Here is a 24,847-nt window from a genome sequence, read left to right as displayed (position 1 = left end):
TACCGCGGCAAGGGCGGCACGGGGGTAGGGGTGCGGCTGCTGTACGCGTTTTTGAAGTTGGTGCCTGGTGCTTAGTGCCTGGTGCTTAGTTATTAGAATGGAAAACAAATCCTGCACAGACTTGCAAGTCTGGCAACATTGCCGCAAACTCGTGGCAGAAGTGTATGCTGCAAGCCAGAATTTTCCGAAGCATGAATTATTCGGGCTAACCAATCAGCTTCGACGTGCTGCCGTCTCGATTCCGTCGAATATCGCGGAGGGGTGTGGCCGGCAATCCTTACGTGACACTATCAATTTTCTGTTTATTGCCCGCGGTTCGCTTTATGAGTTGGAAACACAATTATATGTAGCCCTCGACCTGAACTACCTAAGTACCGATGAAACCGAAGCACTACAAGCGCACCTTGTAACCTGCAAAAAGCTGCTGCATGGCTTCATCAATCACTATCGCCAGCAGCTAGCTTAGCTACCCCGCTAAATGAACCAAGCACCAAGCACTAAGCACCAAGCACCAAGATTAGGCTTCTCCGTCGGCGACCTCGCCGGCATCGGGCCCGAAATCATCTACAAAACGCTACTCGATGAGCGCCTGCTCCAGGTTTGCACGCCCGTTATCTACGGCACGGCCACCGTGCTCTTTGATGATTTTCCGACCGCGCCCGACGCTGAGCCGCTCACTTTCCGCCAGCTGCGCGACGTGGCTGACATCGCCCCCGGCCGCCTCAACGCCGTGACCTGCTGGGACGAGGACTACCACCTGAGCCCCGGCCAGCCCAGCGCCGCCAGCGGCGGCGCCGCCCGCGAGAGCCTGCTCGCCGCCAGCCGCGACCTCAAAGCCGGCCGGCTCGATGGCCTCGTGACGGCGCCCATCAGCAAGGACAACACCCAGGCCGACAACTTCCGCTTTCCCGGCCACACCGAGTTTCTGACCAGCTACTTCGACGCGCCCGAAAGCCTGATGCTGCTCGCCGACGAGGCCGCCGGCCTGCGCATAGCCACTGCCACCGGCCACGTGCCGCTCAAGGATGTGCCCGCCCGCCTCACGGCCGACCTGCTGCGCACCAAGATTCAGCTCCTGCTTAAGTCCTTGCAGCAGGACTTCGGCATCCTCAAGCCGCGCGTGGCCGTGCTCGGCCTCAACCCCCACGCCGGCGAAAACGGCCTGCTCGGCCGCGAGGAGCTGGATGTGGTGTTGCCCGTCATCCGGCAGTTCGAGCACGACGGTCACTTGGTGTATGGCCCCTACCCCGCTGATGGCTACTTTGGTACGATGCAGTTCCGGCAGTTTGATGCCACGCTCTCGCTCTTCCACGACCAGGGCCTGATTCCGTTCAAGCTGCTGGCCTTCGAGCGGGGTGTCAACTTCACGGCCGGCCTGCCGGTGGTGCGCACCTCGCCCGACCACGGCACGGCCTACGGCTTAGCCGGGCAGTTCAAGGCCGATGAAAGCTCGTTCCGGGCGGCGGTGTACCTGGCCTGCGACGTGCTCAGGCAGCGGGCTTCGGTGGGAAGAGAGGGGCAGGGAAGGTAGGCATGACCGCCTCTTTGCGCGACCCGTCGGCCTACCTTCCCTACCCCCCCTTTTGAAAACCGGCCCAAATTCCGTACTTTTGCCCCCTGCAATCCGGCTGACCGTGAAAAAAGACGCACAATTCAACCTTCCCATCGCCCATCTGGCGCTCAAAACGCACCATTTTGAGTATGAGCTGGACCGCGACTTTTTCGCTGAGTTCGATCCCAAAGGTGAGCTTATTGCTGACGGCAACCTACACGCTGATGTCGAGCTGATTAAAACCGACCGGCTGTTGACCTTTAACTTCCACATCGACGGCACCGTGCGCCTGACCTGCGACCGCACCCTGGAGGAGTTTGACCAGCCGCTGACGGTTGATAATCAGTTGCTGGTACGCTACGGCGACGAAGCCAAGGAGCTGGACGATGATGTGCTGCAAATCACGCCCGACACCCAAACCCTACCCCTGGCCCAGCACCTCTACGACTACATCGGCTTGGCGCTGCCCATGAAAAAGCTGCACCCGCGCTTCCAGAACGAGCCGGATGACAACCCCGAGGCCGACACCAAGCTCATCTTCTCGACCCGCCAAAACGACCCGGACGATGACGAGGACACGGACGACCCGCGCTGGGCGGCCCTCAAAAACCTGAATTAATTGCTGTCAGGCGCCCTGAGTCGCCCCCAACTCATCATTCATAATTCATAATTCCTTTCCAAGATGGCTCATCCTAAGCGCCGCACTTCCACCGCCGTCCGCGACAAGCGCCGCACCCACTACAAGCTCACGCCCAAGCAGGTCACCATCTGCCCCACGACCGGCGAGCTGCACCTCAAGCACAAGGCCTACATCGTCGAGGGCGACCTCTATCGCAATGGCGTGCTCGCCATCAAGAACTACGCGAAAGTAGCCGCCGCGGCCCCTGCTGCCGCTGACGACACCGACGACGAGTAAGCTGCCCTTAGCCCGCCAAGTAGTTACTTCGCGGCCCCACCGGCCGGCGCGGCCCTTCTAGCGGGGGCCGGCCGGCCGGTTGGCTGACTGCCCGTTGTCATTTGAAAACTTTCGAGTTCATGAAAATAGCCCTGGACGCTATGGGGGGCGATTTTGCCCCGCAAGCTGCCGTAGCGGGGGCCGTGCTGGCCGCCCGCGAGCTGGCCGGCCAAGCCCAAATCGTGCTCATTGGCCAGCCCGAGGCCGTGCAGCCCCTGCTGCGGGAGCACGGCCCGGAGGCCGGCAGCGTAGAATTTATGGCCGCCTCGCAACTTATCGAGATGGGCGAGCACCCGGCCAAAGCCTACCAGCAGAAGCAGGATTCCAGCATTGCCGTGGGCTACCGGATGCTGCACGCCGGCGAAATCGAGGCGTTTTGCTCGGCCGGCAACACCGGCGCCATGCTCGTGGGGGCCATGTTCACGGTGAAGGCCGTGGCGGGCGTGCTGCGCCCGGCCATTGCCAACTTCGTTCCCAAGCTGAATGGCGGCTTCGGCATCCTGCTCGACGTGGGCGCCAACGCCGAGTGCAAGCCCGAAATGCTGGAGCAGTTCGGCGAGCTGGGCTCGCTCTACGCGCAGTACGTGCTGGGCATCGACCGCCCCAAAGTCGGCCTCATGAGCCTGGGCGAGGAGGAAGGCAAGGGCACGGCCACCACGCAGGCCGCCTATCAGCTTCTGAAAGTAAACCCGCACCTGCGCTTCGTGGGCAATATCGAGGGCCGCGACTTGTTTAATGACAAAGCCGATGTGCTGGTCTGCGACGGCTTTACGGGCAATGTGATGCTGAAGATGGCCGAGTCGGTGTACGATATTATGGCGGAAAAACAGGCTGTTATCGACCCCTTCTTCGCCAAGTTCAACTACGAGGCCATTGGCGGCTCGCCCATTCTCGGCATCAACGACAACGCCATCATCGGCCACGGGGTGAGCACGCCGCGCGCCATCGCCAACATGCTGCTGCAAGGCTACCAGATGGCCCGTTCCGGTATTGCCAACCAAATCAGGGATACGTTTAAATCGTAGTGCTGCCGCGGGGCCGCGGGAGCTGATTACCAAAGATTACCAAAATAGTATTGGAAAAGTCCGGCCCCGGCCGGACTTTTTTGGATTGCTGCCTTTCTTTGCCTTATGAAGTTAACTGCGGCCATTACCGGCGTCGGGGCCTACGTGCCCGACTACCGCCTCACCAACAAGGAGCTGGAAACCCTCGTGGACACGACCAGCGAGTGGATTGTTTCCCGCACCGGCATCGAGGAGCGCCGCATTCTAAAGGGCGACAACCAGGGCACGTCGGTAATGGGAATTAAAGCCGTGCAGCAGCTGCTGGAGAAAACCGGCACCCGCGCCGAGGACATTGAGCTGCTGATTTGCGCCACCGTGACGCCCGACATGCTGTTTCCGGCTACGGCCAACATCATCTCGGGGGGGGTAGGCGCCAGCCGGGCCTTCAGCTACGACATGAACGCGGCCTGCTCGGGCTTTCTCTACGCGCTGGCCACGGGGGCGCAGTTCGTGCAGGCCGGCACCTACAAAAAAGTCGTCGTCGTCGGGGCCGACAAGATGTCGGCCATCGTCGATTATACCGACCGCTCCAACTGCATCCTCTTCGGCGATGGCGCCGCTGCCGTGCTGCTGGAGCCCAGCACCGACGGCTACGGCGTCATCGACCAGGTATTGCGCGCCGACGGCACCGGCGAGCAGTTTCTCCACCAGAAAGCCGGCGGCAGCCGCCGCCCGCCCACTGCCGAAACCGTGGCTGGCCGCGAGCACTACATCTATCAGGAAGGCGCCTCGGTGTTCAAGTTTGCCGTCACAAAGATGGCCGACGTAGCCGCCGAAGTGATGGAGCGCAACCACCTGAGCCGCGAAGACGTGGCCTGGCTCGTGCCCCACCAGGCCAACAAGCGCATCATCGACGCCACGGCCCACCGCATGGGGGTAGGGCCCGACAAGGTGATGCTCAACATCCAGCGCTACGGCAACACCACCAACGCCACCATCCCGCTCTGCCTTGCCGACTATGAAAGCCAGCTTCGCCGCGGCGACAACCTCGTGTTCGCCGCCTTTGGCGGCGGCTTCACCTGGGGCGCGCTCTACGTGAAGTGGGCCTACACTTCATGAGTTATGAGTTAAAAGTTATGAATTATGAGTTTGTCCACTGCTCGTCCGTAATTCATAACAACCAACTTATAACTCATAATTTTTAACTCATAACTAAAACATGGCCTCTACCGCCGACTTCCGCAACGGGCTCGTGCTCAACTACAACAACGAGCTGCACGTCATCACCGAGTTTCAGCACGTCAAGCCCGGCAAGGGACCGGCCTTCGTGCGCACCAAGATGCGCAACATCAAGACCGGCAAGGTGATAGACAACACCTTCAACGCCGGCGTGAAGGTCGAAACCGCCCGCGTCGAGCAGCGCCCGCACCAGTTCTTGTTTAAGGACGACTACGGTTACACCTTCATGGACAGCGAGAACTTCGAGCAGGTGGTGCTGCCCGAGGCGATGGTGCCCTTCGCCGACTTGATGAAGGAAGGCCAGACCACCACCATCCTTTTCCACGCCGAGACCGAGCAGCCCCTGACCGCCGAGCTGCCCACCACCGTCGAGCTGATGGTGACCTACACCGAGCCCGGCCTGCGCGGCGACACGGCCACTAACACCCTCAAACCGGCTACGGTCGAGACCGGCGCGCGCATTCAGGTGCCGCTCTTCATTGATACGGACACCAAAATCCGGGTCGATACCCGCACCTACGCTTATGTCGAAAGAGTCAAGTAAGGATAAAAATTCGCTTAAAAAGGACGCCGCCATGAAAGCTAAAGAACTCCAGGAGCTGCTCGACTTTATCGCCAAGTCCGGCCTGAACAAGGTTAATATTGAAACTGAAGAGTTTAAAATATCGGTGCAGCGTGAGCCCAGCTACCGGCCCGTGGTGAGCATGAGCGCGCCCGTGGCCGCGCCGGTACCGGCTGCCGCGCCAGCCACGACGGCAGCCCCTACCCCCCCCGCGCCGGCCAATGCCGCCGCGCCCGCCCCTACCCCCCCTACTGCCGCCGCCAGCGGCCGGCCGCTCAAGGCGCCCATGATTGGCACCTTCTACCGCAGCAACGGCCCCGACACGGCGCCGTTCGTGCAGGTCGGTGACCTAGTGGAGAAGGGCCAGGTGATTTGCATCATCGAAGCCATGAAGCTATTTAATGAGATTGAAGCCGAGGAGAGCGGCCGTATCGTCAAGGCGCTCGTGGAAAATGCCACACCCGTGGAGTACGACCAGCCGCTGTTTCTGATTGAGTAGGTCCGTTTGAATTAGGAGTTATGAATTAGGAGTTATGAGTTCTTATGCAGCTCATAGCTCCTAATTTTTAACTCCTAATTTTTAACTCATAATTCAAAATACTGTGTTCAAAAAAATACTCATCGCCAACCGGGGCGAAATCGCGCTGCGCATCATTCGCACCTGCAAGGAAATGGGCATCAAAACCGTCGCCGTTTATTCGACGGCCGACAAGGAAAGCCTGCATGTGCGCTTCGCCGATGAGGCCGTCTGCATCGGTCCGCCGCCCTCGGCGCAGTCGTACCTGAGTATGCCAACGCTGATTTCGGCCGCCGAAATCACCAACGCCGACGCCATCCACCCCGGCTACGGCTTCCTGTCGGAGAATGCGGAATTCTCGCGCATCTGCCAGGAAAACGGCATCAAGTTCATCGGTGCCTCGCCCGAGATGATTAATCAGATGGGCGACAAGGCCTCGGCCAAGGCTACGATGATTGCGGCGGGCGTGCCCTGCATTCCCGGTTCCGTGGGCCTGCTGGACTCCGTGGAGCAGGGCAAAAAAGTGGCCGCCAAAATCAAGTATCCCGTAATTCTAAAGGCGACGGCCGGCGGCGGCGGGCGCGGAATGCGCATCATCAACTCCGAAGACGAGTTCCAGAAAGCCTGGGACGACGCCCGCACCGAAGCCAAAGCCGCTTTCGGCAACGATGGCGTGTATCTGGAGAAGTTCGTGGTGGACCCGCACCACATCGAGATTCAGCTCGTCGGCGACCAGTATGGCCACGTCTGCCACCTTTCGGAGCGCGATTGCAGCATTCAGCGCCGCCACCAAAAGCTGGTCGAGGAAGCGCCCTCCCCGTTTATGACCGACGAGCTACGCGAGCGCATGGGCGCGGCGGCCATCGCCGGGGCCAGTGCCATCGGCTACGAGGGGGTAGGGACCATCGAGTTTCTGGTGGATAAAAACCGGGATTTCTACTTCATGGAGATGAACACCCGCATTCAGGTCGAGCACCCCGTGACCGAGGAAATTGTGAACTACGACCTGATTAAGGAGCAAATCAAAGTGGCGGCGGGCATCCCGATTTCGGGCAAAAACTACTTCCCCAAGATGCACGCCATGGAGTGCCGCATCAACGCCGAAGACCCGCGCAACAACTTCCGCCCCGCCCCCGGCCGCATCACCACGCTCCACATTCCCGGCGGCCACGGCGTACGGGTCGACACCCACGTCTACGCCGGCTACCAGATTCCGCCCAACTACGACTCCATGATTGCCAAGCTCATCACCGTGGCCCAAACCCGCGAGGAGTGCATCGTAAAAATGAAGCGTGCGCTCAGTGAGTTCGTCGTAGAAGGCGTGAAAACGACCATTCCGTTTCACCTAGCCCTGATGGACGATGAGCAGTTTCAGGCGGGAAATTTCACGACCAAGTTTTTGGAGACGTTTGATTTTTCGGTGGTGTAGTTATGATTAGACGATTGAGAAAAGTTCATCCTGGACCTTTACGGCTCTTGGTCGTATGCTCCTTTTTGGTACTACTCGGTTCTTTAAGAATCGCTTTTAAAACTTTTCCTGCTCAAGTAGTGAGGCAGGAAATAATTAACGGAGAATGGCGAGAAGTCATAAATCCAGACTTTGGGGAGAATACTTTCGAGAGAACCATTAGCATCGGATTGTTTATAGTTGCAGTTTATGCAGCATATTGGCTTATCATTAGAGTAGTCCTTTGGATTGTTGATGGATTTAAGCAGGGAGTGTAATCAATTGTCATATTCTCTCACCCTTATGCAACCGCACATCCTAACAATCCTCGACGACAGCATATACCAACAACTATTGCAGCTAGCTGCCGCCGCCGGCTTGCACATTGCGGAGGATGGCTTGGTGTCGAAAGCAATTCATACCACGACTACCCTGCCCGATGTAAGTCAGCTTTCCCGCGAGGAAATGCTAGCCATTATCCGACGCGGCGGCGACGGCAAAAGCATCCCCGACCCGTTAGCATGGCAGCGGGAAGAACGCGACTGGGATGACCGATTAGCATTTCCACAGCCGTGAAGTACATATTGGACAGCAATACGCTGATTTATGCCAGCCAGCCGGAAGCCCGGTTTGCGGATTGTCGGCACTGGATTGAACAGGACGGCGTTGCTATTTCGGCCATTTCCCGCGTAGAGGTGTTAGGTTTTCATGGCCTCACTCAAGCCGATGCTGAGTTCCTTGCTACGGCACTGCGCTTTATACCGCAACTGCCCGTATCCGATGCGGTGCTTGACCAGGCAGTGAAAATCCGGCAGCAATTTCGCCTGAAAACACCCGATGCCATTGTCGCGGCCACAGCGTTGGAACATGGCTTAAATCTGGTTACTGCCGACCAGGGATTCCGGCGTGTTGCGGGGCTTATTGTCATCGACCCACTCGCTAGTTAAAACTATGCCTGACGCCGAATCCCTACCCCAGCGCCGCTACACCGTCGAAGAATATTTCGCCCTGGAAGAGCAGTCCGACATTCGGCACGAGTATTACCACGGCGAGATTTCCCCGATGGATGAGTTTGACCTGCCGGCCGATATGGCCGGTAGCACCAAGCGGCATAATCTATTGGTCCAGAACTGCGCCTTTGCCTTGCGCCTGGGACTGCGAGGGAAGCAGCGCTGCGGCGTATTTGCCGAAAACGTGCGGCTGGCCGTGGATTTAGGACAGCACTACAATTACCCCGACGTGGTGGTAAGCTGTGACCCGGCCGATGACGACCCCCGCATAGTCCACGCCCCTACCCTTATCATTGAGGTGCTGTCGAAAAGCACCGAGGCGCGCGACCGGGGCTGGAAGTTCGAGCAGTATCAACAGCTGCCCTCGCTTCGGCAATACGTGCTTGTCTCGCAAAGTCGACTCCTGGTCGACAGCTTTCTGCGCACCAAGCACAACACCTGGGAGCTGACAACCTTGCGGCAGCTGACCGACGAGCTGCCCGTACCGGCCATTAATCTGCGCTTGTCGCTGAAAGACATCTACGAGGAAATAGATACCTCCCCGCTGCGCCTGGCCAACAGCGTCGGCTAAACCACGTTTGGGTTCTCAATCTCCGCCGCGAGCTGCGCATACCACTCGGCGCCGTACTTGCGAATCAGCGGCTCCTGCAAAAACTGATAGACGCGCACGCCGAGCGAGGCGCCGAACGAGCAGGCCGGCGAGCAGATGCTCCAGCGGTCGTAATTCAGGGCCTCGAAGCCTTCGTACTTGGTGATACGAATCGGGTAGAGATGGCAGCTGATGGGCTTTTTGAAGGTCGTGGCGCCGGCCAGGTAGGCCTGCTCGATGCCGCACTTGAGAATGCCGCGCTCGTCGTAGAGGGCGTAGGCGCACTCGCGGTCATCTATCGTGGGCGTGCTGTAGTCGCCTTCCCAATCCTTGATGTAGAGGCCCTGCGCTTCGATGGCGGCGCGGCCAGCGTTGGTGAGGTAGGACTCGATGCTGGCGTATTCGGCTTCCAGAATCAGTAGTTCCGCTTCTTCCAGCGGGGCGCCGAGGTCGCCCTCCACGCAGCAAGCGCCCTTGCAGGCTTCAAGGTTGCAGACGAAGAAGTTAGCGGCGAGGTCATCGGAGATGACGGTATCTTGGATAACTATCATAAGTTGGGATGGAGCGATAGAATAAGTTAGACCGTCATGCTGACAAAGGAAGCATCTTATCCCCGTCAAACGATGCAGTAATTGATGATTAGTGCGCGTTCTGACCTGATGAGATGCTTCCTTCGTCAGCATGACAGACGTGGCACACGACAGTCTTTTTACAACAGTAGCAACCCCACAAAGATACAATCCCTACCCCCCTGCTGCTCGCCCAAGCCGCTTTCCAGCCCGCGGCGCAGGCTGTATCTTTGTCTGGCCGCCTGAGCGGTCGTATTTACTTATGGCTCTTGATTATTATTCGCTGCTGAATCCCTCGCAGGCCGCCGCCGTGATGCAAACCGACGGGCCCTGCATGATTATCGCCGGCGCCGGCTCGGGCAAGACGCGGGTGCTCACGTACCGCATCGCGCATTTGTTGGAGCAAGGGGTGGAGCCCTTTAACATCCTGGCGCTCACCTTCACTAACAAGGCCGCCAAAGAGATGCGCGCCCGGATTGAGAAGGTCGTCGGCCCCGAGGCGCGCAGCCTGTGGATGGGCACGTTCCACTCGGTTTTCGCCAAGATTTTGCGCTCGGAGGCCGACAAGATTGGTTTCCCGCGCTCGTTTACCATCTACGACACGCAGGATAGCAAGACGCTGATTGGACAGCTCATCAAGGAATTGGAGCTGGACGACAAGCTTTACAAGCCCAGCCTGGTGCTCGGCCGCATTTCGGCGGCCAAGAACAAGCTGATTTCGGTGCAGCAGTATTTGAACGACCCGGTCATCAAGCAGGACGACGAGGCGGCGCTGCGGCCTAAAATTGGGGTATTATATCAGCAGTACGCGGCGCGCTGCTTCAAGGCCGGCGCGATGGACTTTGATGACTTGTTATTTAATACCAACGTGCTGTTTCGGGAGCACACCGACGTGCTGAACAAGTATCAGAACCTGTTTAAGTTCGTGATGGTGGACGAGTACCAGGACACCAATTACTCGCAGTATTTAATTACCCGAAAATTAGCGGCCAAAGAGCGCAATATTTGCGTAGTCGGCGATGATGCGCAGAGTATTTATGCGTTTCGCGGCGCCGATATTACCAATATTCTTAATTTCGAGAAAGATTATCCCGAGCTGAAGGTATTTAAGCTGGAGCAGAATTACCGCTCCACGAAAAATATCGTGTGGGCCGCAAATTCAGTTATAAAAAATAATCAGGCGCAATTGCGCAAGGATGTTTTTTCGGAAAACGAAGACGGCACGCTGGTCGAGGTGCTGAAAGCCGCCTCCGACAACGAGGAAGGCAAGTTGGTGGCAAACTCGATTTATGAGGACAAGATGAATCAGCATCTGTCTTACAATGACTTCGCGATTCTCTACCGCACCAACGCGCAAAGCCGCGCGATGGAAGAGGCCTTGCGCAAGCTGAATATTAAATACAAAATTGTCGGCGGCCTCTCGTTTTATCAGCGCAAGGAAATCAAGGATTTGGTGGCCTATTTACGGCTCACGGTAAATCAGAATGACGAGCAGGCGTTGCGTCGCGTTATTAATTATCCCAAGCGCGGCATCGGCGATACGACGATTAGCAAGCTGATTTCGACGGCCGACGAAACCAACCACACGCTGTGGGAGGTGGTGGCCAATGCCGACCAGTTTATGCCGGCGCGGGTCTCAAATCCGGTGGTAGGCTTCTCGGAGAAAATCAAGAGCTATATCGCCGTGGCAGGCAAAGAGGATGCGTTTGAGGCGGCCAAGTTCATCGCCAAGAACTCAGGCATGATTGAGGAGCTGTACTCGGACAAGAGCATTGAGGGCTTGTCGCGCTACGAGAACATTCAGGAGCTGCTCAACGGCATCAAGGAGTACGTGGACGACCCGGAGCGCGAGGATAAGTCGCTGGGCGCGTTTTTGCAGGATATTGCGCTCGTGACCGACGCCGACACCAAGGACGCGCAGCAGGACGGCGACGCCGTGACCTTGATGACGATTCACTCGGCTAAAGGGCTGGAATTCCGCAACGTGTACATCGTCGGCATGGAGGAAAACCTGTTTCCGAGCCAGATGATGATTACCTCGCGGGCCGATTTGGAAGAGGAGCGGCGGTTGTTTTACGTAGCCATCACGCGGGCCGAGAAGAAGCTGACCCTGAGCTACGCCACGTCGCGCTATCAGTGGGGCAACCTGCGCTCGTGCGAGAAAAGCCGCTTTCTGGACGAAATCGACCCGCAGTACGTGAACTTCAAGTTCGCGGCCGGGCCGGGGCCGGGCGCGGGCGAGTCGCCGTTTCAGCACGTATTTGAGCGGCGCTCGAACCTGGTGCCGGCGCCGGCCCGCAAGCTCGCCCCGACCAGCTACGTGGCGCCGGCCGACTTCAAGCCTTCGGATACGAGTAACTTGCGGGCCGGGCAGCGCGTGGAGCACCCCAAGTTTGGGTTTGGCCTGGTGAGCACGCTGGAAACGGTGCAGGGCACGACTAAGGCCACGATTAAGTTTGATGAGGTAGGCGAGAAAACGCTGCTGCTGAGCTTCGCGAAACTGCGGGTGCTGTGAGAGAAGCTTTAGCGCAGAGTTACGCGAAGTTGGCGGAGTTTCGCAGAGGCAGGCGTCCAACTCTGCGAAACTCCGCCAACTTCGCGTAACTCTGCGCTAAATAATTTTAGAACTGATGACCGATAGTAATTCCCTACCCTTCCATTTGCAGCTGCTCGTGCGCGAATACGGAAACAGCACTTACCAGCTCATCCAGAGTCTGGCGGGCATTGAAGACGTGGCCGAGCGCAGCAAGCGCGCCCAAGGCATCGTGCAGCTGATGCTGCGCCTGCAACCCAGCCTGCGCGAGCAGCCCGACATTCAGGTCACGCTTTGGAGCCACGTGCACGCGCTGGCCGGCGACGATGTGCAGCTCGAAGCGCCCGTGGTCCTGAAGCCCGTGGCCAATCGGAGCGCGCCGCCTATGAAGGTGCAGTATCCGGTGCAGGGCCCCAAGCTGCGCCCCTACGGGCAGGCCGTGGAGGGCCTGATTGCCAAAGCCGCTGACCTCGAAGATGCCGCCGAGCGCGAGCAGGCCGCCATTCAGATTGGGCGCACCATGAAGTTCTTGTACCGACAGCACAACAAGGAAAACGCCAAAAGCCTGACCATTCTGCGCCACCTCACGGAGCTTTCCGGCGGGCGGCTCACGCTCGACGCGCAGCGTGTGGAGGCCGAGGGCTTGTTTGAGACGACAGCGGTACCGGGTACCGGCAGTCAGGGCGGCAACGGGGGGGTAGGGAGCAGCCGGCCGACGCCGTTCATCGTGCCGCAGCCCCGCCCGGAGGCACGCGAGGAGCGGCGCCCCTTTGGCAACAAGGCCAGCGGCCAGGGCAGCTTTGGTGGCAAGGACAAGCGCGATAAAAAGCGCAACAAGAAAAACCGGCAGGAGCCGCAACAGCCGCCGCAGTAGCTTTGCAGCTCGTCGGGCCCCTACCCCCCTGCCCGGCTACCAACTGCTCACTGTATAATTATTAACTGAATAAGATGGCTGCATTTGAAGTACGCGGCGGGCAGCGCCTGCAAGGCGAAATTGTGCCCCAGGGCGCCAAAAACGAAGCATTGCAGATTCTCTGCGCCGTGCTGCTGACGGCCGAGCCGGTCACGATCAGCAACATCCCCGACATCCGCGACGTCAATAAGCTGATTGAGCTGCTGCGCGACATGGGCGTGAAAGTGGAGCGGCTGGCCCCGGATACCTACCGCTTTCAGGCCGACGCGGTGAACCTGGACTACCTCGACACGCCCGAATTTACGGCGCAGGGCCGCGCGCTGCGCGGCTCGGTGATGATTCTGGGGCCCATGCTTTCGCGCTTTGGCCGCTGCCAGCTGCCCAAGCCGGGCGGCGACAAAATCGGCCGCCGCCCGCTGGACACGCACTTCGTGGGGCTGGAAAAGCTCGGCGGCCACCTCACAGTTGAGGGCCCGGACTTTTACCGCCTTACGGCCGAAAACGGCCTGCGCGGCACCCACATGCTGCTGGACGAGGCCTCGGTGACGGGCACGGCTAACATTGCGATGGCCGCCGTGCTGGCCGAAGGCACCACCAGCATTTATAATGCTGCCTGCGAGCCCTACTTGCAGCAGCTCTGCCGGATGCTGGTGCGCATGGGCGCCAACATTCAGGGCATTGGCTCGAACTTGCTCACGATTGAGGGGGTAGGGAAACTGGGCGGTACGGAACACCGGATGCTGCCCGACATGATTGAAATCGGCTCCTTCATCGGCCTGGCCGCCATGACGGGCTCGGAAATCACGATTAAGGACTGCCAGATTCCGCAGCTCGGACTGATACCGGACACCTTCCGCAAGCTGGGTATTCAACTGGAGTTTCGCGGCGACGACATCTACATTCCGGCCCAGGACCACTACGAAATCAGCACCTACCTCGACGGCTCCATTCTGACCGTGAGCGACCACACCTGGCCGGGCTTCACGCCTGATTTGCTCAGCATCGTGCTCGTGGTGGCGGCGCAGGCCAAGGGCACGGTGCTCATTCACCAGAAAATGTTCGAGTCGCGCCTGTTCTTCGTGGATAAGCTCATTGATATGGGCGCCCAGATTATCCTCTGCGACCCGCACCGCGCCACCGTCATCGGCCTGGACCAGCGGAAACGACTCCACGGCATCACCATGACTTCGCCCGACATCCGCGCCGGCGTGGCCCTGCTCATCGCCGCCCTTTCCGCCGATGGCAAAAGCCGGATTGAGAACGTGGAGCAGATTGACCGCGGCTACCAGCACATCGACGAGCGCCTCAACGCGCTGGGCGCTGACATCCGCCGGGTGTAGGCGAACGGTTGGGTTTAACTGAATTCGCAAAAACTTCCGGCCCCACCGCCGGAAGTTTTTTGTGCGGCCTATGCGGGTTACTTCCTGCCGCCCGCTGGCATAAAAGTGTGGCTGCGCAGCCTGAGATTTCACCTCTAATTTCCGGGCATATGAAATTTAACTCAGGAGTTTTTTTGAGTCTGGCGCTGCTGTGCGCCGGCTGCGGCCAGCAGCGCGACCAGCCAAGCGCTACCCTTTCCCGACAAGAGGCGCTGATGGAGCCCCCATCGTCCGAAGAGCCGGCGGAGGCAGTTGCGGCCGCCGATGACCAGGCTGCTCCGGTGCCTGCACCGCCGACCCCGACCGGCACTCCGGCGGTAGCCCCGGCGGCGCGTCTGCTTGTCTACCACGCCGAAGTGCGGGTAAAAGCTGGCAGCCTGCCGCAAGCCAGCGCCCGGCTCGACAGCTTGGTGCGGCGCAGCGGCGGCTACGTGAGCGCGGCCACGGAGAGCCGCGAAAACGGCGAGTGGCGCAGTGAAACAACTATCCGGGTGCCGCCGGCGCGGTTTCAGCCTCTGCTGACGGGCCTCAATGGCCTGGGCACGGTCGAGGAGAAGAAGCTCAGCACCGACGACGTAACCGCCGAGCACGCCGACGTGGCCGCCCGCTTGCGCACCAAGCGCGCCGTGGAGGCCCGCTACGTGGCGCTGCTGGCCAAGGCCCAGCGCATCAAGGACGTGCTGGAAATAGAGGAGAAGATTGGGGCGACGCGCGAAGAAATCGAGGCCACCGAAAGCCGCCTGAAAACGCTCAACGAGGAGGTTTCCTACTCCACCATCACGCTGAATCTGTATCAGCCCATCGCCCAGACGCTGCCGGACGCGCCGGTGGTCTCGCTCGGCAGCCGGGTGGTGGAAGCGTTTTACGGCGGCTGGCAACTGCTGACTGCCCTGCTGGTGGGCGTCGTCGCTATCTGGCCGCTACTGCTGCTAGGGGCGTTGGGCGGGCTAGCCTGGCGCGCCCGCAAAACCCGGTCGGCTCGGCTAGCCGCGTCGGCGCGCGGTCAGGAATAGCGGCAAGGCAGGGTGGCTTATGCGGGCGGCGGGCGCCCGGCCTTGGCTTGCTTAAACTACGCGGTGAATTTCAGGCTAATCAACCAGCATATCAACCACGCTGGTGGCCAGGGAGATAGCAATGCTAAATATCAGGGCGCTCAGGAAGCCCGTGACGGAGAAGCCGGGCAGCAGGTAGTCGGCCAGCTTGATGATGATGACGTTGATGACGAGCAGAAACAGGCCCAGCGTGAGTACCGTGATGGGGAAGCCCAGCAGCTTGAGGATAGGCTTGACCGTGGCGTTGAGCACGGCCAGCACCAGCACCAGCGCGGCGGCGCTGGTCACGCCGTTGAGCTGCACGTTGGGCAGAATCTGGGCCAGGCCGTAGGCCAGCAGCGCCGTGAAGATGAATTTGAGAAGCAGGCTCATAGTCGGAGGTGGTAAAGAGGAAGGGTTCAGAAGTGGACGAGGAGGTAGGGAGCGAGGCCGCCACGGTCGGCAGCCGGCTAGTCTTCGGCAATAACCCGCTCGCCCTTGGCGCTCAGGCGCCCCTGCGAGACGGCCATCCAGTTGCAGAGCTGGTAGAGCAAACGGGCGCCGACGCTGCCGTTCCATTCGGTGTCGCCGGGCGCTACTTCGTTGAGGTCGAGGCCGATAATGACGCGGCCGGAGCGCACGATGGCGCGCAGCAGGTAGGTAGCTTCCTCGAACTCCAGGCCGCCGGGCACGGGCGTGCCGGTGCCGGGGCAGAGCTTGGGGTCGAGGCCGTCGATGTCGAAGCTGACGTAGACCTTGGGCGGCAGTTGGGCGATGATTTTGCCACAAACCTTCTTCCAGGACTTTTTGGCGAACTTCTCCTCGCTCAGAAAGCGGTTGTGGAACAAGGCAATGCGGCCGCTGGAGTGGTCAATCAAGTCGGCTTCCTGCTGGCACAGGTCGCGGATGCCGACTTGCACGAGCTTTTTGACCTGCGGCAATTGCAGGGCATTATACATGATGGAAGCGTGCGAGTACTCGAAGCCCTCGTAGGCGGGGCGCAGGTCGCAGTGAGCATCAAATTGCAGGATACCAAAGGCGTCGTGGCGCTCGGCCAAGGCGTGCAGAAAGCCCAGCGGCGTGCTGTGGTCGCCGCCGAGTACGGCCACAGCCTTGCCCGCGTCGAGCAGGGCGCCGGTTTTGGCCTTGAGCCAGTCAAGCAGTTTTTTGCCCTCGGCCCCTACCCTGCCCGGCACGGCACCGAATTCCCCAGCCTGCGCGGCGGGCTGCCCGGCCTCCAGCCAGCCGATGTAGTCGGCCGCGAGCGGGCGCAGCTCGCGGCTGGTTTGGGCGATGGTTTCGTCCTCGGGCTCCATTGCCAGGCCCAGCTTCCAGGCGTCGGGCAGGTCGGGGTCGTAGAGGTCCACTTGCAGCGAAGCCTCGTGGATGGCCTGCGGGCCTTGCGCGGTGCCGGCGCGGTAGCTCACGGTCACTTCCCAAGGCACGGGCACGACGACGAGTTGGGCCTCATCGGGGGTGAAGGGCAGGCCAAACAAGCCGCCGCCCGCGTCGCCGGGCGCGTTGGGGTCAAAGGAGGCAAGCTTTTGGGCGAAAGAAGCGGCAGCGTGGGGCATGAGAAAACGAAAAAGAAACGGCAAAAAAGAAACCGGCGCAAACGGCCGGTCAGAGCGGGGAAACGGCCAGTCGCCGCCTCCTGAATTAAGTATAGCCGCTAAATCAGCCAAGCTGTTGAGAACCTGTCAATCCAACCGGAGAAGTCGTCAGGCCGATTTGGCGCCGCTGCCAATAAAGTCGTAGCTACGGATGATGACCAGAATCTTATCGAACGTGGCCCGGTCGAAGAACAGCATCAGGGGTAGTTCCACCGAGTTATCTTTGTCGGAGAATTGGGTGATAACCGAGAAGATGAGGGGTTGGAGCTGCTCGTGCGGGAGCAGGCTTTGCAGTGAAGCGGCGACATCGCCGCCGGGCGCCGTGGGTGGCGCGCCGTAGATGTTGGCCTTGAGGATGTTGGCCAGCTGCGTGACCAAGGCGCCGGTGATGATGTTGCTGATTTCGAGTAGCAGGGAAGTTTGCAGCTCGTTTATCTGGAGAGAATCATCGGTCTTCATCCGCAAGCAGACCCGCGAGAGGCGCTGAATGTGCTGCCCGGAGAAAAACATGAGGGTCGTGCCGTTGAAATCGCCCCGGATATCGGACTGCATGGCCACGTGGTGCTGCTGATAGTCGCGCACCTTCTGAATGATATCGTCGCTGACGAGCAGGTCCAGGCTGGGCACTTCCAGCAGCACCCGCTCCTGGGCAATAATGGCGAACGAGTCGGCGGCGCGGGCGAGACCAATATTGAGTATCTCGCGGATAATATCGCGCTCCAGCTCAGTCATGGATACATTCATAGCGGCGAAGATGAGGGGAAAAAGGCAGCCTGGGGCTGCCTGAACGAGGCGTGTACGTAGGTCAGGGACGTTTAGCTAAAAACAGCCGGGTCAGGGCGGGCACGTCGAGCACCAGGCACACCTGCCCACTGCCGAGCAGCGTGACGCCGCCAAACAAGTCAATCGTGTCGAGCGGCTTGCTCAGGGGCTTGATAACGATGCTCTGCTGGCGCAGAAACCGGTCAACAATGAGGCCCAGGCGGCGGCCGTTGTAGCTCACCACCAGCACCTGCTGCGGGCCGTCGAGGTCGGCGCGGCTGGCGGGGGGTAGGGCGTCGTCGCCCCCGGCGTGCAGCAGCTGGCGCAGGGGCACGACCGGGACGCTTTCGTCCTGCAACTGCGTCACGAGCAGGCCATTGACGACGTGCAGCTGCGCCGGCGGCAGAGCCAGCACGGTGTCGGTGTGCATGAGCGGCACGGCGTAGGCGCGGCCGTCCAGCTCCACGAGCAGCGCGCCCTTGACGGCAATGGAGGTGGGCAGCACCAGGGTAAAGGTCGTGCCCCGGCCCAGCTCCGAATCGACGCGCAGCTGCCCGCCCAGGGAATCGATGGCCAGCTTCACCACGTCGAGCCCTACCCCCCGCCCGGAGATGTCGGTCACTTCCTTGGCCATCGAGAAGCCGGGCTCGAAGAGAAAGGCCCACACCTCGGGTTCCGAGAGGCGGGCGGCGGCCTCGGCCGAAGTCAGGCCGCGCTCAATGGCCTTGCGGCGCACGCTGTCGGTGTTGATGCCGCGCCCGTCGTCCTGCACCTGAATGAGCACGTCATCGCGCTCGGTCAGGGCCGAGAGAGTGAGCTGCCCGATGGCGGGCTTGCCGGCGGCTTGGCGCTCGGCGGGCGTTTCGAGGCCGTGGCCCACGGCGTTGCGCACCAGGTGCAGCAGGGCATCGGTGATGATTTGCAGGATGTTGCGGTCAATCTGCACGTCCTGCCCGCTCAGGGTCAGCTCAACTTCCTTGTGCTCGGCGGTCGCCACGTCGCGCACCACGCGCGGAAACTTGTTGAGCAGCACCCCTACCCCCACCAAGCGGGCGTCCATCACCGAGTACTGCAAGTCATCGGAGATGCGGAACAGGTGCTGGGCCGTGGCTTGCAGGGCCGGGCTGCCCAGCTCCTGGGCAAGGGTCAGAATCCGGTCGCGGTCGATGACCAACTCCCCGACCAGGTTGAGCAGGTTGTCGAGCTTCTTGACTTGAATATAAACCAGGTCTGATAGCTCCAGCTTGCGGTTGGCGTCTTCGTCATCTTCGGCCGCGTCGGTTTCCAGCGTGGGCTCCTCGCCCCGCACGAGGCGGTCGAGATTGTCGAGCAGCAGCTGCACATCGGGCAGGGGTTGGTCCTGCCCCACGGCCCGAATCATGTTACCCAGCGCGTCGATGCCGGCGAAGATGACTGGCACCAGCGAGCCCGAAAACGTCGTTTGCCGGTCCCGAATCAGCCCGAAGATAGTTTCCATGTTATGGGCGACCTCCCCAATCGGCAGGTGGCCCATTGCGCGAGCGTTGGACTTGAGGTTGTGCATGAGCCGAAACAGCTCATTGAGGGCGGCTACGTCGGTGGGGTTGCGCTCCAGCTCGCTGATGTGGCGGCTCATGGCGTCGTAATATTCGAGCGCCTCGGCCATGAACATTTCCCGGTATTCCTGCTCGCGTGCGGTCATAGCGTAACGTTGGGCCTAGCGGGCCACTTGCGCGGGGGTAGGAAAAGTTAGCGGTCCGGCGCTCACGCCAGCCGCCGGCTGCGGCTCGCGACCAAACTCATTGATGGCGGCGGCCAGCCCCGCCAGGGGCAGCGCTGCCGACGCCCAGCCGGCCCGCAGCACGGCGCCCGGCATACTAAATACCGCCGCCGAGGCCGCATCCTGCACCAGCACCTGCCCGCCCTGCTCCCGGATGGCGCGGGCCCCGCGCCGGCCGTCGTGGCCTAGGCCCGTGAGCACCACGCCGAGCACCCTACCCCCCGTCGCGGCGGCCGAAGTCATCAGCAAGTCCACAGAGGGAACGTCGCCCCCCGTGGCCGGCTCCGAAGCCACGCAGCTGCTCCAGCCGCCGGCTGCGAGGCGCCGCAGCACCATGTTAGTACCGCCCGGCACGACCACCACCTGCCCGGCCAGCAGCCGGCTGCCCGCTTCCGCCGCCGCCACGGGCAGGGCCGAGGTTCGCCGCAGCCGCGCCACCAGCGAGGCCGTGAAGGCGGCGGGCAAGTGCACGGCCACCACCACGGCGCAGCGCAGGCCGGGGCGCAGCTGCGTCAGCACCGCCTCTACGGCTGCCGGGCCACCCGTGGAGGCGCCGATAATGACCAAACCCGTGGGCGAAGTCAGCCCAACCAGCGAGGTGCGTCCCAGCCAGCGCGGAAAAGCCGCGGCCCGCAGCTTCTGCAACAGGGTTTGCCGCCAGGCCGTCCGTCTGGCCAGCTGGCCAGGTAGGGGCTCGATGCTACCGCTCAGCTCCCAGCGGCCCTCAGAACAGAGTGGGGGTAGGCCAGCGGCGGCATCGTAGAGCAGCACACGCACCAGTCGGGCCAGCGCGGCCAGGGCCGGCAACTGACTAATTGAGGCCACAATGACCGCCGGGCGCAGCTCCTGGGCATAGGCGGCAAGTTCGGCCACGCCCCCGGCGGGGCCAACCAAGCGCAGGTCCGGCGCGGCGCTTATCAACCGAACCAGCTCGCCGGCCACTGCCAGGGGCACGCGGCCCAGCAGCACAGAACTCAACGGAAGAGAATCGGCCGCAGCGGGCATAGAGTCTGACGAAGAAGAGCAGGTCGGAGCATCCTGCCTTTAGTTAAAGGGGCAATCAAATGAAACGCTAGCCTCCGGGCTACCGCTGGCGGCCCCGGCTAAACGCGGCAGCTACTCATAACCAGGAGCCGTCAGCAAGCGTTACTGACGGGCTTCTTCGCGAAATTTAGGTTAGTTAGCTGTTGGCGCTTTCCTGCAATGCCGAGCCGACAATCTCCAGGACCTTCTCCTCGGAAAAGGGCTTCACGATGTAAGCCAGGGCGCCATTTTCGATGGCCTCGTTCACGATAACCTCCTGGCCCACGGCCGAGCACATCACTACTTTGGAATCGGGCGACTGCTGACGCAGGCCCTTGAGCACGTCGAGGCCGGTGTTGTCGGGCAGAATCACGTCGAGCGTGATGAGGTCGGGCTTGGTGGCGGCGGCCATTTCCAGGGCCTGCTGGCCGTTGGCGGCTTCCCCGACTACCTCATAGCCAGCATCGGTGAGCATGTTCTTGAGCATCGTGCGCATATAAAACGAGTCGTCGACGATGAGAATGCGCTTATTCATGGGAGAATTATTGGTCATACGATTAGGAAAGGGCAACTGTGGGCGCCACCCTGGCGCCGTTAGGTCAGGCCGTTGTACGGGCCGCGGCGGCCGAGGGTGCGCCTTTGCCGGGCAGGCGCAGAATTTCGGTGGGCGTGAGCAGCTTGAGCAGGTCAAGCACGATGATGACGCCTCCCTCAGGCAGCTTGGCGATGCCTTCGAGGTATTTGTCGCGCTGACCGCTGTCCTGCAGAAAGTCGGGGGCCGGCTCCAGCAGGCTCAGCGGCAGGCTCAGCGGACGCGGCACTTCGCGCACGAGCAGGCCGATGGTGTAGCCCGGCGCCTCCACGGCAATGGTGAAGGAAGAGGTGGGCAGCTCGCGGCCCGAGCGCCGCAGCTGAAACCGCTCCTCCAGGTCCAGGATGGCAATGATGTCGCCCCGCAGGTTGGCGATGCCCTTGATGAAACCCGGCGTTTTGGGCATCTTGGTTATCTCCGGCGTCACCGTCACTTCCTTCACCTGCCCAATGCGGATTCCATACTCCTCATCGCCGAGCTGAAACACGATGAGCTGCACGATGGCCTCGGGGGCAGCGCGAGCGGCTTTAACTGGCGTATTGCTGACAGGTTCAGACATAAAGTAGCTGGCGAAAGGTAGCGCCGCGCGAAACGGCATCTCAGAACGGCATGTCAAGCATGGGGCCAGGGGCAGCAGGTAGCGCGTTACTTTACCGCCCTACCCCCCTGGTTTTCTTGCTTATTTCCGGGCTTTGCCGCTTCGGCTCCGGGCCGGTGCCTTGCCGTTGTCGAGGGCAGAAGCCGCCTCGGCGGGCACGGGACTGGCGCCTACCCCCTGCTCGGGCGCCAAGGCTTTGGCGGCCCGACGGCCGGTGGCTTTGGGCGCGGCAGCCGGCGGCGCGGCGGCGCGGCGAGTCCGGCCAGCCGGTGCCACCGGACTCGCCGCGTCATTAGCACCGTTGCTGGTTAAGGGGGGGGTAGGGCGGTCGGGGCGCCGGGACGCCGCGTCTCTTGGGGCAGTGCCATTGCCATTGCTGCGGGCAGCAGTAGCCACCGCCAATGTGCCGTTGCGGTCGCGGCGACCCAACGGGCCGACCGGCGCCGGCTGCGGCCGGCGGGAGCGCTCGTGGCCATTCGAGCCGGGCTTGGCAACCGGGGCCACCGGCGCGGCCGGGCGCCGCATTCCCAGGCGACGAACCGGCTCGGGCTCCGGCTCCGGCTCGGGGGCACTGAGCTGGAAGGTTTCGAGGCCGTCCTGCAAGTCGTCGGCGATGTCGGTCAGGCGCTGCGAGGAAGCCGTCAGCTCCTGCATGGCTGTGGAGAGCTGCTTGGCCGTGCCCGCCACCTGCTGGGTGCCGGTGGCGGTTTGCTCGGCAATGGCCACCACTTCCTCCACGTACTTCACCACGTCGCCGATGCTGGTCTTCTGCACCTCCGTAGCCGTAAGAATGTCGCGCGAGGTGCGCAGCGTCTCGCCGGAGGAAGTGGCAATATTCTTAAAGGCCGAACTGGCCTCGAATGTAGCGTTCTTGCCCTTAAGCACCCGGCCTTCCATCGTGGCAATGGCGCTGGCGGCGCTGGTGGTGTCCTTGCGCACATCTTCCACCAGGGTAGCAATTTCCGAGGCTGATTTGCGCGAGCCTTCGGCCAGCTTGCGGATTTCTTCGGCTACCACGGCGAAGCCGCGGCCGGCCTCGCCCGCGCGTGCGGCTTCAATGGCGGCATTCAGAGCCAGCAGGTTGGTTTGCGAGGCAATATCGGTGATGACGCCCAGCGACTTGCTGATTTCCTGCGAGCGGGTGCTGAGCACCTCGATAGTACGGGCCGTCTGGCCGGCGGCGCTGGAGATTTCCTCCATGTTTTTCACCACCTCAGCCACGGTTTTCAGGCCGAGTTGCGAAGTTTGCTCACCCAGGATGGCGGCCTTGTTCACCACGTCGGCCTTGCCGGCGGTTTCCTTGGTCGCCTGCATGATTTCCTCAATCAGCTTAAACGCCTGGTCGGTTTTCAAGGCTTGATTCTGAGCGCCTTCCGCCATTTGCTGCATGGCCAGGGCCACATCCACCGTCACGCGGCTCATGTCCTGCCCCTTCTCGACCATTTCTTCCGAGGAAGTACCCACCACCGAGGCCGAATCGTTGATTTCGCCCAGCAGCTCGTTGAGGTTTTCCACGGCCAGGTTCAGGGCGGCCGACATCGCCTCGATATCACCAGCGGTTTGAATCTCCACCAACTGCGTCAAATCGCCTTCGGAAATGGCGCGCACCACGCGGCTCACTTCAAGCACCGGCAGGGCAATACTCTCAAGCAGAGCATTGAGCGTGTCCACCAAATCCTTCCAGGAGCCCGACACGCCGCCCACGGCCGCGCGCTCGGTAAGCTTGCCCTCCACGCCGGCCACTTTCGCTACCCGGCTCACTTCCGAAGCCAGGCGGTTGAGGTCGTCCACCATGCGGTTGATGGTGACGGCCAGGCCGGCTACTTCGCCGGCGGCTTCCAGGGTCAGCTTCTGGGTCAGGTCGCCCTGCGAGACGGCCGTTACCACCTTCACGATGCCGCGCACCTGGGTAGTGAGGTTGGCCGCCATCGTGTTCACGTTGTCGGTCAAATCCTTCCACACGCCGCTCACGTTGGGCACGTTGGCCTGCCCGCCGAGTTGGCCCTCAGTGCCCACTTCCAGGGCCACGCGCGTTACCTCGCCGGCGAAGATGTTGAGCGAGTCGACCATGCGGTTGATGTTGTCCTTGAGGTCGAGCAGTTCGCCTTTGACGTCCACCGACACCTTCTGGCTCAGGTCACCACGGGCCACGGCCGTGGCCACGTTGGCAATGTCGCGCACCTGACTCGTCAGGTTCGAGGCCATCGTGTTTACGTTGTCGGTCAAATCCTTCCACGTGCCGCGCACGCCCGGCACCACGGCCTGCCCGCCGAGCTTGCCTTCGGTTCCTACCTCGCGGGCCATGCGGGTTACCTCGTCGCCAAACGTGTTGAGCGAATCCACCATCTGGTTGAGGTTTTCCTTGAGCTGTAATAGCTCACCGCGCACATTTACAGTTACTTTCTGCGACAAGTCGCCGCGAGCCACGGCGGTAGCGACGTTGGCAATATCGCGCACCTGACTGGTCAGGTTCGAGGCCATGTTGTTTACGTTGTCGGTCAAATCCTTCCACGTGCCCGACACCTTGGGCACGTTGGCCTGCCCGCCCAAGATGCCTTCCGTACCCACTTCGCGGGCCACGCGCGTTACCTCGCCGGCGAAGATGTTGAGCGAGTCGACCATCTGGTTAAGGATGTTTTTCAGGTCGAGAATCTCACCCTGCACCTCTACCGTCATCTTCTGGCTCAGGTCGCCGCGGGCCACGGCCGTGGCCACGCTGGCGATGTCGCGCACCTGACTTGTCAGGTTTGAGGCCATGTTGTTCACATTCTCCGTCAGGTCCTTCCACGTGCCGGATACCTTGGGCACGTTGGCCTGGCCGCCGAGTTTGCCCTCGGTGCCGACTTCGCGGGCCACGCGCGTTACTTCGTCGCCGAACACGTTGAGCGAGTCCACCATCTGGTTGAGGATGTTCTTCAACTCCAGAATCTCGCCCTTCACGTTCACCGTCATCTTCTGGCTAAGGTCGCCGCTGGCCACGGCCGCGGCCACGTTGGCAATATCGCGCACCTGTGAGGTGAGAGCGGCGGCCATGTCGTTTACGTTGTCGGTCAGCGCTTTCCACACGCCGGCCACATTCGGCACGCTGGCCTGCCCGCCCAATTTGCCTTCCGTACCCACCTCCTGCGCTACCCGCGTCACCTCCCCGGCAAACAGGTTGAGCGAGTCCACCATCTGGTTCAGGTTCTGCTTCAATTGCA

At 61.3% G+C, this 24,847-nt stretch carries 25 protein-coding genes; 16 read left to right on the top strand and 9 right to left on the bottom strand.

Annotation, left to right across the window (positions count from 1 at the left end; all coding sequences use genetic code 11):
- Window positions 1-97 precede the first annotated feature (97 nt).
- From ACFE70_RS14550 to ACFE70_RS14495, 12 genes are all read left to right on the top strand, one after another.
- Window positions 98-466, top strand: a complete 369-nt coding sequence (locus tag ACFE70_RS14550) for a four helix bundle protein (protein ID WP_375418490.1) — start codon at window positions 98-100, stop codon at window positions 464-466.
- A 12-nt stretch (window positions 467-478) separates the two neighbouring features.
- Window positions 479-1,531: a 4-hydroxythreonine-4-phosphate dehydrogenase PdxA gene (gene pdxA, locus ACFE70_RS14545; RefSeq protein WP_375418489.1), complete on the top strand. Its 1,053-nt coding sequence runs from the start codon at window positions 479-481 to the stop codon at window positions 1,529-1,531.
- Window positions 1,532-1,610: 79 nt separating this feature from the next.
- Window positions 1,611-2,171 carry a DUF177 domain-containing protein gene (locus ACFE70_RS14540; protein ID WP_375418488.1) on the top strand — a complete coding sequence of 187 codons (561 nt, stop codon included), beginning with the start codon at window positions 1,611-1,613 and terminating at the stop codon, window positions 2,169-2,171.
- Between the two features lie 63 nt (window positions 2,172-2,234).
- Window positions 2,235-2,468, top strand: coding sequence for a 50S ribosomal protein L32 (gene rpmF, locus ACFE70_RS14535; RefSeq protein WP_375418487.1), 234 nt, complete (start codon window positions 2,235-2,237; stop codon window positions 2,466-2,468).
- 119 nt (window positions 2,469-2,587) lie between these two features.
- Window positions 2,588-3,532: a phosphate acyltransferase PlsX gene (gene plsX, locus ACFE70_RS14530; protein WP_375418486.1), complete on the top strand. Its 945-nt coding sequence runs from the start codon at window positions 2,588-2,590 to the stop codon at window positions 3,530-3,532.
- Window positions 3,533-3,637: 105 nt separating this feature from the next.
- Window positions 3,638-4,630 (top strand): beta-ketoacyl-ACP synthase III, encoded by a 993-nt coding sequence (locus tag ACFE70_RS14525; RefSeq protein ID WP_375418485.1) that lies wholly within the window; start codon window positions 3,638-3,640, stop codon window positions 4,628-4,630.
- A gap of 100 nt (window positions 4,631-4,730) precedes the next feature.
- Window positions 4,731-5,294, top strand: a complete 564-nt coding sequence (efp, locus tag ACFE70_RS14520; RefSeq protein ID WP_375418484.1) for an elongation factor P — start codon at window positions 4,731-4,733, stop codon at window positions 5,292-5,294.
- Window positions 5,295-5,325: 31 nt separating this feature from the next.
- The gene (gene accB / locus ACFE70_RS14515; RefSeq protein WP_375418483.1) at window positions 5,326-5,811 is read left to right on the top strand and encodes an acetyl-CoA carboxylase biotin carboxyl carrier protein; all 486 of its coding nucleotides are present in this window, start codon (window positions 5,326-5,328) and stop codon (window positions 5,809-5,811) included.
- A 103-nt stretch (window positions 5,812-5,914) separates the two neighbouring features.
- Window positions 5,915-7,258, top strand: a complete 1,344-nt coding sequence (gene accC, locus ACFE70_RS14510) for an acetyl-CoA carboxylase biotin carboxylase subunit (RefSeq protein ID WP_375418482.1) — start codon at window positions 5,915-5,917, stop codon at window positions 7,256-7,258.
- Window positions 7,259-7,579: 321 nt separating this feature from the next.
- Window positions 7,580-7,852 (top strand): hypothetical protein, encoded by a 273-nt coding sequence (locus tag ACFE70_RS14505; RefSeq protein WP_375418481.1) that lies wholly within the window; start codon window positions 7,580-7,582, stop codon window positions 7,850-7,852.
- Complete coding sequence (locus ACFE70_RS14500) at window positions 7,849-8,223, top strand: type II toxin-antitoxin system VapC family toxin (RefSeq protein ID WP_375418480.1); 375 nt, start codon at window positions 7,849-7,851, stop codon at window positions 8,221-8,223. The genes ACFE70_RS14505 and ACFE70_RS14500 overlap by 4 nt, the downstream gene beginning before the upstream one ends.
- A gap of 4 nt (window positions 8,224-8,227) precedes the next feature.
- Window positions 8,228-8,857, top strand: coding sequence for a Uma2 family endonuclease (locus ACFE70_RS14495; protein ID WP_375418479.1), 630 nt, complete (start codon window positions 8,228-8,230; stop codon window positions 8,855-8,857).
- On the opposite strand, the gene ACFE70_RS14490 is transcribed toward ACFE70_RS14495, so the two are convergent.
- Window positions 8,854-9,426, bottom strand: a complete 573-nt coding sequence (locus ACFE70_RS14490) for a DUF3109 family protein (RefSeq protein ID WP_375418478.1) — start codon at window positions 9,424-9,426, stop codon at window positions 8,854-8,856. The two genes, ACFE70_RS14495 and ACFE70_RS14490, sit on opposite strands and share 4 nt — an antisense overlap.
- Window positions 9,427-9,706: 280 nt before the next feature.
- Between ACFE70_RS14490 and ACFE70_RS14485 the strand changes: the two genes are divergently transcribed.
- From ACFE70_RS14485 to ACFE70_RS14470, 4 genes are all read left to right on the top strand, one after another.
- Entirely contained in the window at window positions 9,707-11,959 is a 2,253-nt protein-coding gene (locus ACFE70_RS14485) for an ATP-dependent helicase (protein ID WP_375418477.1), read from the top strand.
- Between the two features lie 115 nt (window positions 11,960-12,074).
- Window positions 12,075-12,851, top strand: a complete 777-nt coding sequence (locus ACFE70_RS14480) for a DUF4290 domain-containing protein (RefSeq protein ID WP_375418476.1) — start codon at window positions 12,075-12,077, stop codon at window positions 12,849-12,851.
- Window positions 12,852-12,925: 74 nt separating this feature from the next.
- Window positions 12,926-14,230 carry a UDP-N-acetylglucosamine 1-carboxyvinyltransferase gene (murA, locus tag ACFE70_RS14475; RefSeq protein WP_375418475.1) on the top strand — a complete coding sequence of 435 codons (1,305 nt, stop codon included), beginning with the start codon at window positions 12,926-12,928 and terminating at the stop codon, window positions 14,228-14,230.
- Between the two features lie 173 nt (window positions 14,231-14,403).
- A complete protein-coding gene (locus ACFE70_RS14470) occupies window positions 14,404-15,282 on the top strand; it encodes a DUF4349 domain-containing protein (protein WP_375418474.1) in 879 nt (292 codons plus the stop codon).
- 75 nt (window positions 15,283-15,357) lie between these two features.
- On the opposite strand, the gene ACFE70_RS14465 is transcribed toward ACFE70_RS14470, so the two are convergent.
- The 8 genes from ACFE70_RS14465 to ACFE70_RS14430 all read right to left on the bottom strand — a co-directional run.
- Complete coding sequence (locus tag ACFE70_RS14465) at window positions 15,358-15,693, bottom strand: phage holin family protein (RefSeq protein ID WP_375418473.1); 336 nt, start codon at window positions 15,691-15,693, stop codon at window positions 15,358-15,360.
- Window positions 15,694-15,770: 77 nt separating this feature from the next.
- On the bottom strand, window positions 15,771-16,874 hold the full coding sequence (locus tag ACFE70_RS14460) for an agmatinase family protein (RefSeq protein ID WP_375418472.1): 1,104 nt from the start codon (window positions 16,872-16,874) through the stop codon (window positions 15,771-15,773).
- A 147-nt stretch (window positions 16,875-17,021) separates the two neighbouring features.
- Entirely contained in the window at window positions 17,022-17,657 is a 636-nt protein-coding gene (locus tag ACFE70_RS14455) for a chemotaxis protein CheC (RefSeq protein WP_375418471.1), read from the bottom strand.
- Between the two features lie 61 nt (window positions 17,658-17,718).
- Window positions 17,719-19,356: a chemotaxis protein CheA gene (locus tag ACFE70_RS14450; protein ID WP_375418470.1), complete on the bottom strand. Its 1,638-nt coding sequence runs from the start codon at window positions 19,354-19,356 to the stop codon at window positions 17,719-17,721.
- 15 nt (window positions 19,357-19,371) lie between these two features.
- Complete coding sequence (locus ACFE70_RS14445) at window positions 19,372-20,439, bottom strand: CheB methylesterase domain-containing protein (RefSeq protein ID WP_375418469.1); 1,068 nt, start codon at window positions 20,437-20,439, stop codon at window positions 19,372-19,374.
- Window positions 20,440-20,614: 175 nt separating this feature from the next.
- Window positions 20,615-21,010, bottom strand: coding sequence for a response regulator (locus ACFE70_RS14440; RefSeq protein WP_375418468.1), 396 nt, complete (start codon window positions 21,008-21,010; stop codon window positions 20,615-20,617).
- Between the two features lie 46 nt (window positions 21,011-21,056).
- Complete coding sequence (locus tag ACFE70_RS14435) at window positions 21,057-21,608, bottom strand: chemotaxis protein CheW (protein WP_375418467.1); 552 nt, start codon at window positions 21,606-21,608, stop codon at window positions 21,057-21,059.
- A gap of 120 nt (window positions 21,609-21,728) precedes the next feature.
- Window positions 21,729-24,847: HAMP domain-containing protein (locus ACFE70_RS14430; protein WP_375418466.1), on the bottom strand; the 3,119-nt coding region annotated here is incomplete at its 5' end.

The organism is uncultured Hymenobacter sp. (assembly GCF_964243305.1).
In the GTDB taxonomy this organism is placed as follows: domain Bacteria; phylum Bacteroidota; class Bacteroidia; order Cytophagales; family Hymenobacteraceae; genus Hymenobacter.
This window is presented reverse-complemented; position numbering and strand designations above follow the sequence as displayed.

Bases quoted from the DNA above. Each gene is read 5' to 3' on its own strand.
- ACFE70_RS14550 (WP_375418490.1), top strand. From the start codon at position 98: ATGGAAAACAAATCCTGCACAGACTTGCAAGTCTGGCAACATTGCCGC.
- pdxA (WP_375418489.1), top strand. From the start codon at position 479: ATGAACCAAGCACCAAGCACTAAGCACCAAGCACCAAGATTAGGCTTC.
- rpmF (WP_375418487.1), top strand. From the start codon at position 2,235: ATGGCTCATCCTAAGCGCCGCACTTCCACCGCCGTCCGCGACAAGCGC.
- plsX (WP_375418486.1), top strand. From the start codon at position 2,588: ATGAAAATAGCCCTGGACGCTATGGGGGGCGATTTTGCCCCGCAAGCT.
- ACFE70_RS14525 (WP_375418485.1), top strand. From the start codon at position 3,638: ATGAAGTTAACTGCGGCCATTACCGGCGTCGGGGCCTACGTGCCCGAC.
- efp (WP_375418484.1), top strand. From the start codon at position 4,731: ATGGCCTCTACCGCCGACTTCCGCAACGGGCTCGTGCTCAACTACAAC.
- accB (WP_375418483.1), top strand. From the start codon at position 5,326: ATGAAAGCTAAAGAACTCCAGGAGCTGCTCGACTTTATCGCCAAGTCC.
- ACFE70_RS14505 (WP_375418481.1), top strand. From the start codon at position 7,580: ATGCAACCGCACATCCTAACAATCCTCGACGACAGCATATACCAACAA.
- ACFE70_RS14495 (WP_375418479.1), top strand. From the start codon at position 8,228: ATGCCTGACGCCGAATCCCTACCCCAGCGCCGCTACACCGTCGAAGAA.
- ACFE70_RS14490 (WP_375418478.1), bottom strand. From the start codon at position 9,426: ATGATAGTTATCCAAGATACCGTCATCTCCGATGACCTCGCCGCTAAC.
- ACFE70_RS14485 (WP_375418477.1), top strand. From the start codon at position 9,707: ATGGCTCTTGATTATTATTCGCTGCTGAATCCCTCGCAGGCCGCCGCC.
- ACFE70_RS14480 (WP_375418476.1), top strand. From the start codon at position 12,075: ATGACCGATAGTAATTCCCTACCCTTCCATTTGCAGCTGCTCGTGCGC.
- murA (WP_375418475.1), top strand. From the start codon at position 12,926: ATGGCTGCATTTGAAGTACGCGGCGGGCAGCGCCTGCAAGGCGAAATT.
- ACFE70_RS14465 (WP_375418473.1), bottom strand. From the start codon at position 15,693: ATGAGCCTGCTTCTCAAATTCATCTTCACGGCGCTGCTGGCCTACGGC.
- ACFE70_RS14460 (WP_375418472.1), bottom strand. From the start codon at position 16,874: ATGCCCCACGCTGCCGCTTCTTTCGCCCAAAAGCTTGCCTCCTTTGAC.
- ACFE70_RS14455 (WP_375418471.1), bottom strand. From the start codon at position 17,657: ATGAATGTATCCATGACTGAGCTGGAGCGCGATATTATCCGCGAGATA.
- ACFE70_RS14450 (WP_375418470.1), bottom strand. From the start codon at position 19,356: ATGACCGCACGCGAGCAGGAATACCGGGAAATGTTCATGGCCGAGGCG.
- ACFE70_RS14445 (WP_375418469.1), bottom strand. From the start codon at position 20,439: ATGCCCGCTGCGGCCGATTCTCTTCCGTTGAGTTCTGTGCTGCTGGGC.
- ACFE70_RS14440 (WP_375418468.1), bottom strand. From the start codon at position 21,010: ATGACCAATAATTCTCCCATGAATAAGCGCATTCTCATCGTCGACGAC.
- ACFE70_RS14435 (WP_375418467.1), bottom strand. From the start codon at position 21,608: ATGTCTGAACCTGTCAGCAATACGCCAGTTAAAGCCGCTCGCGCTGCC.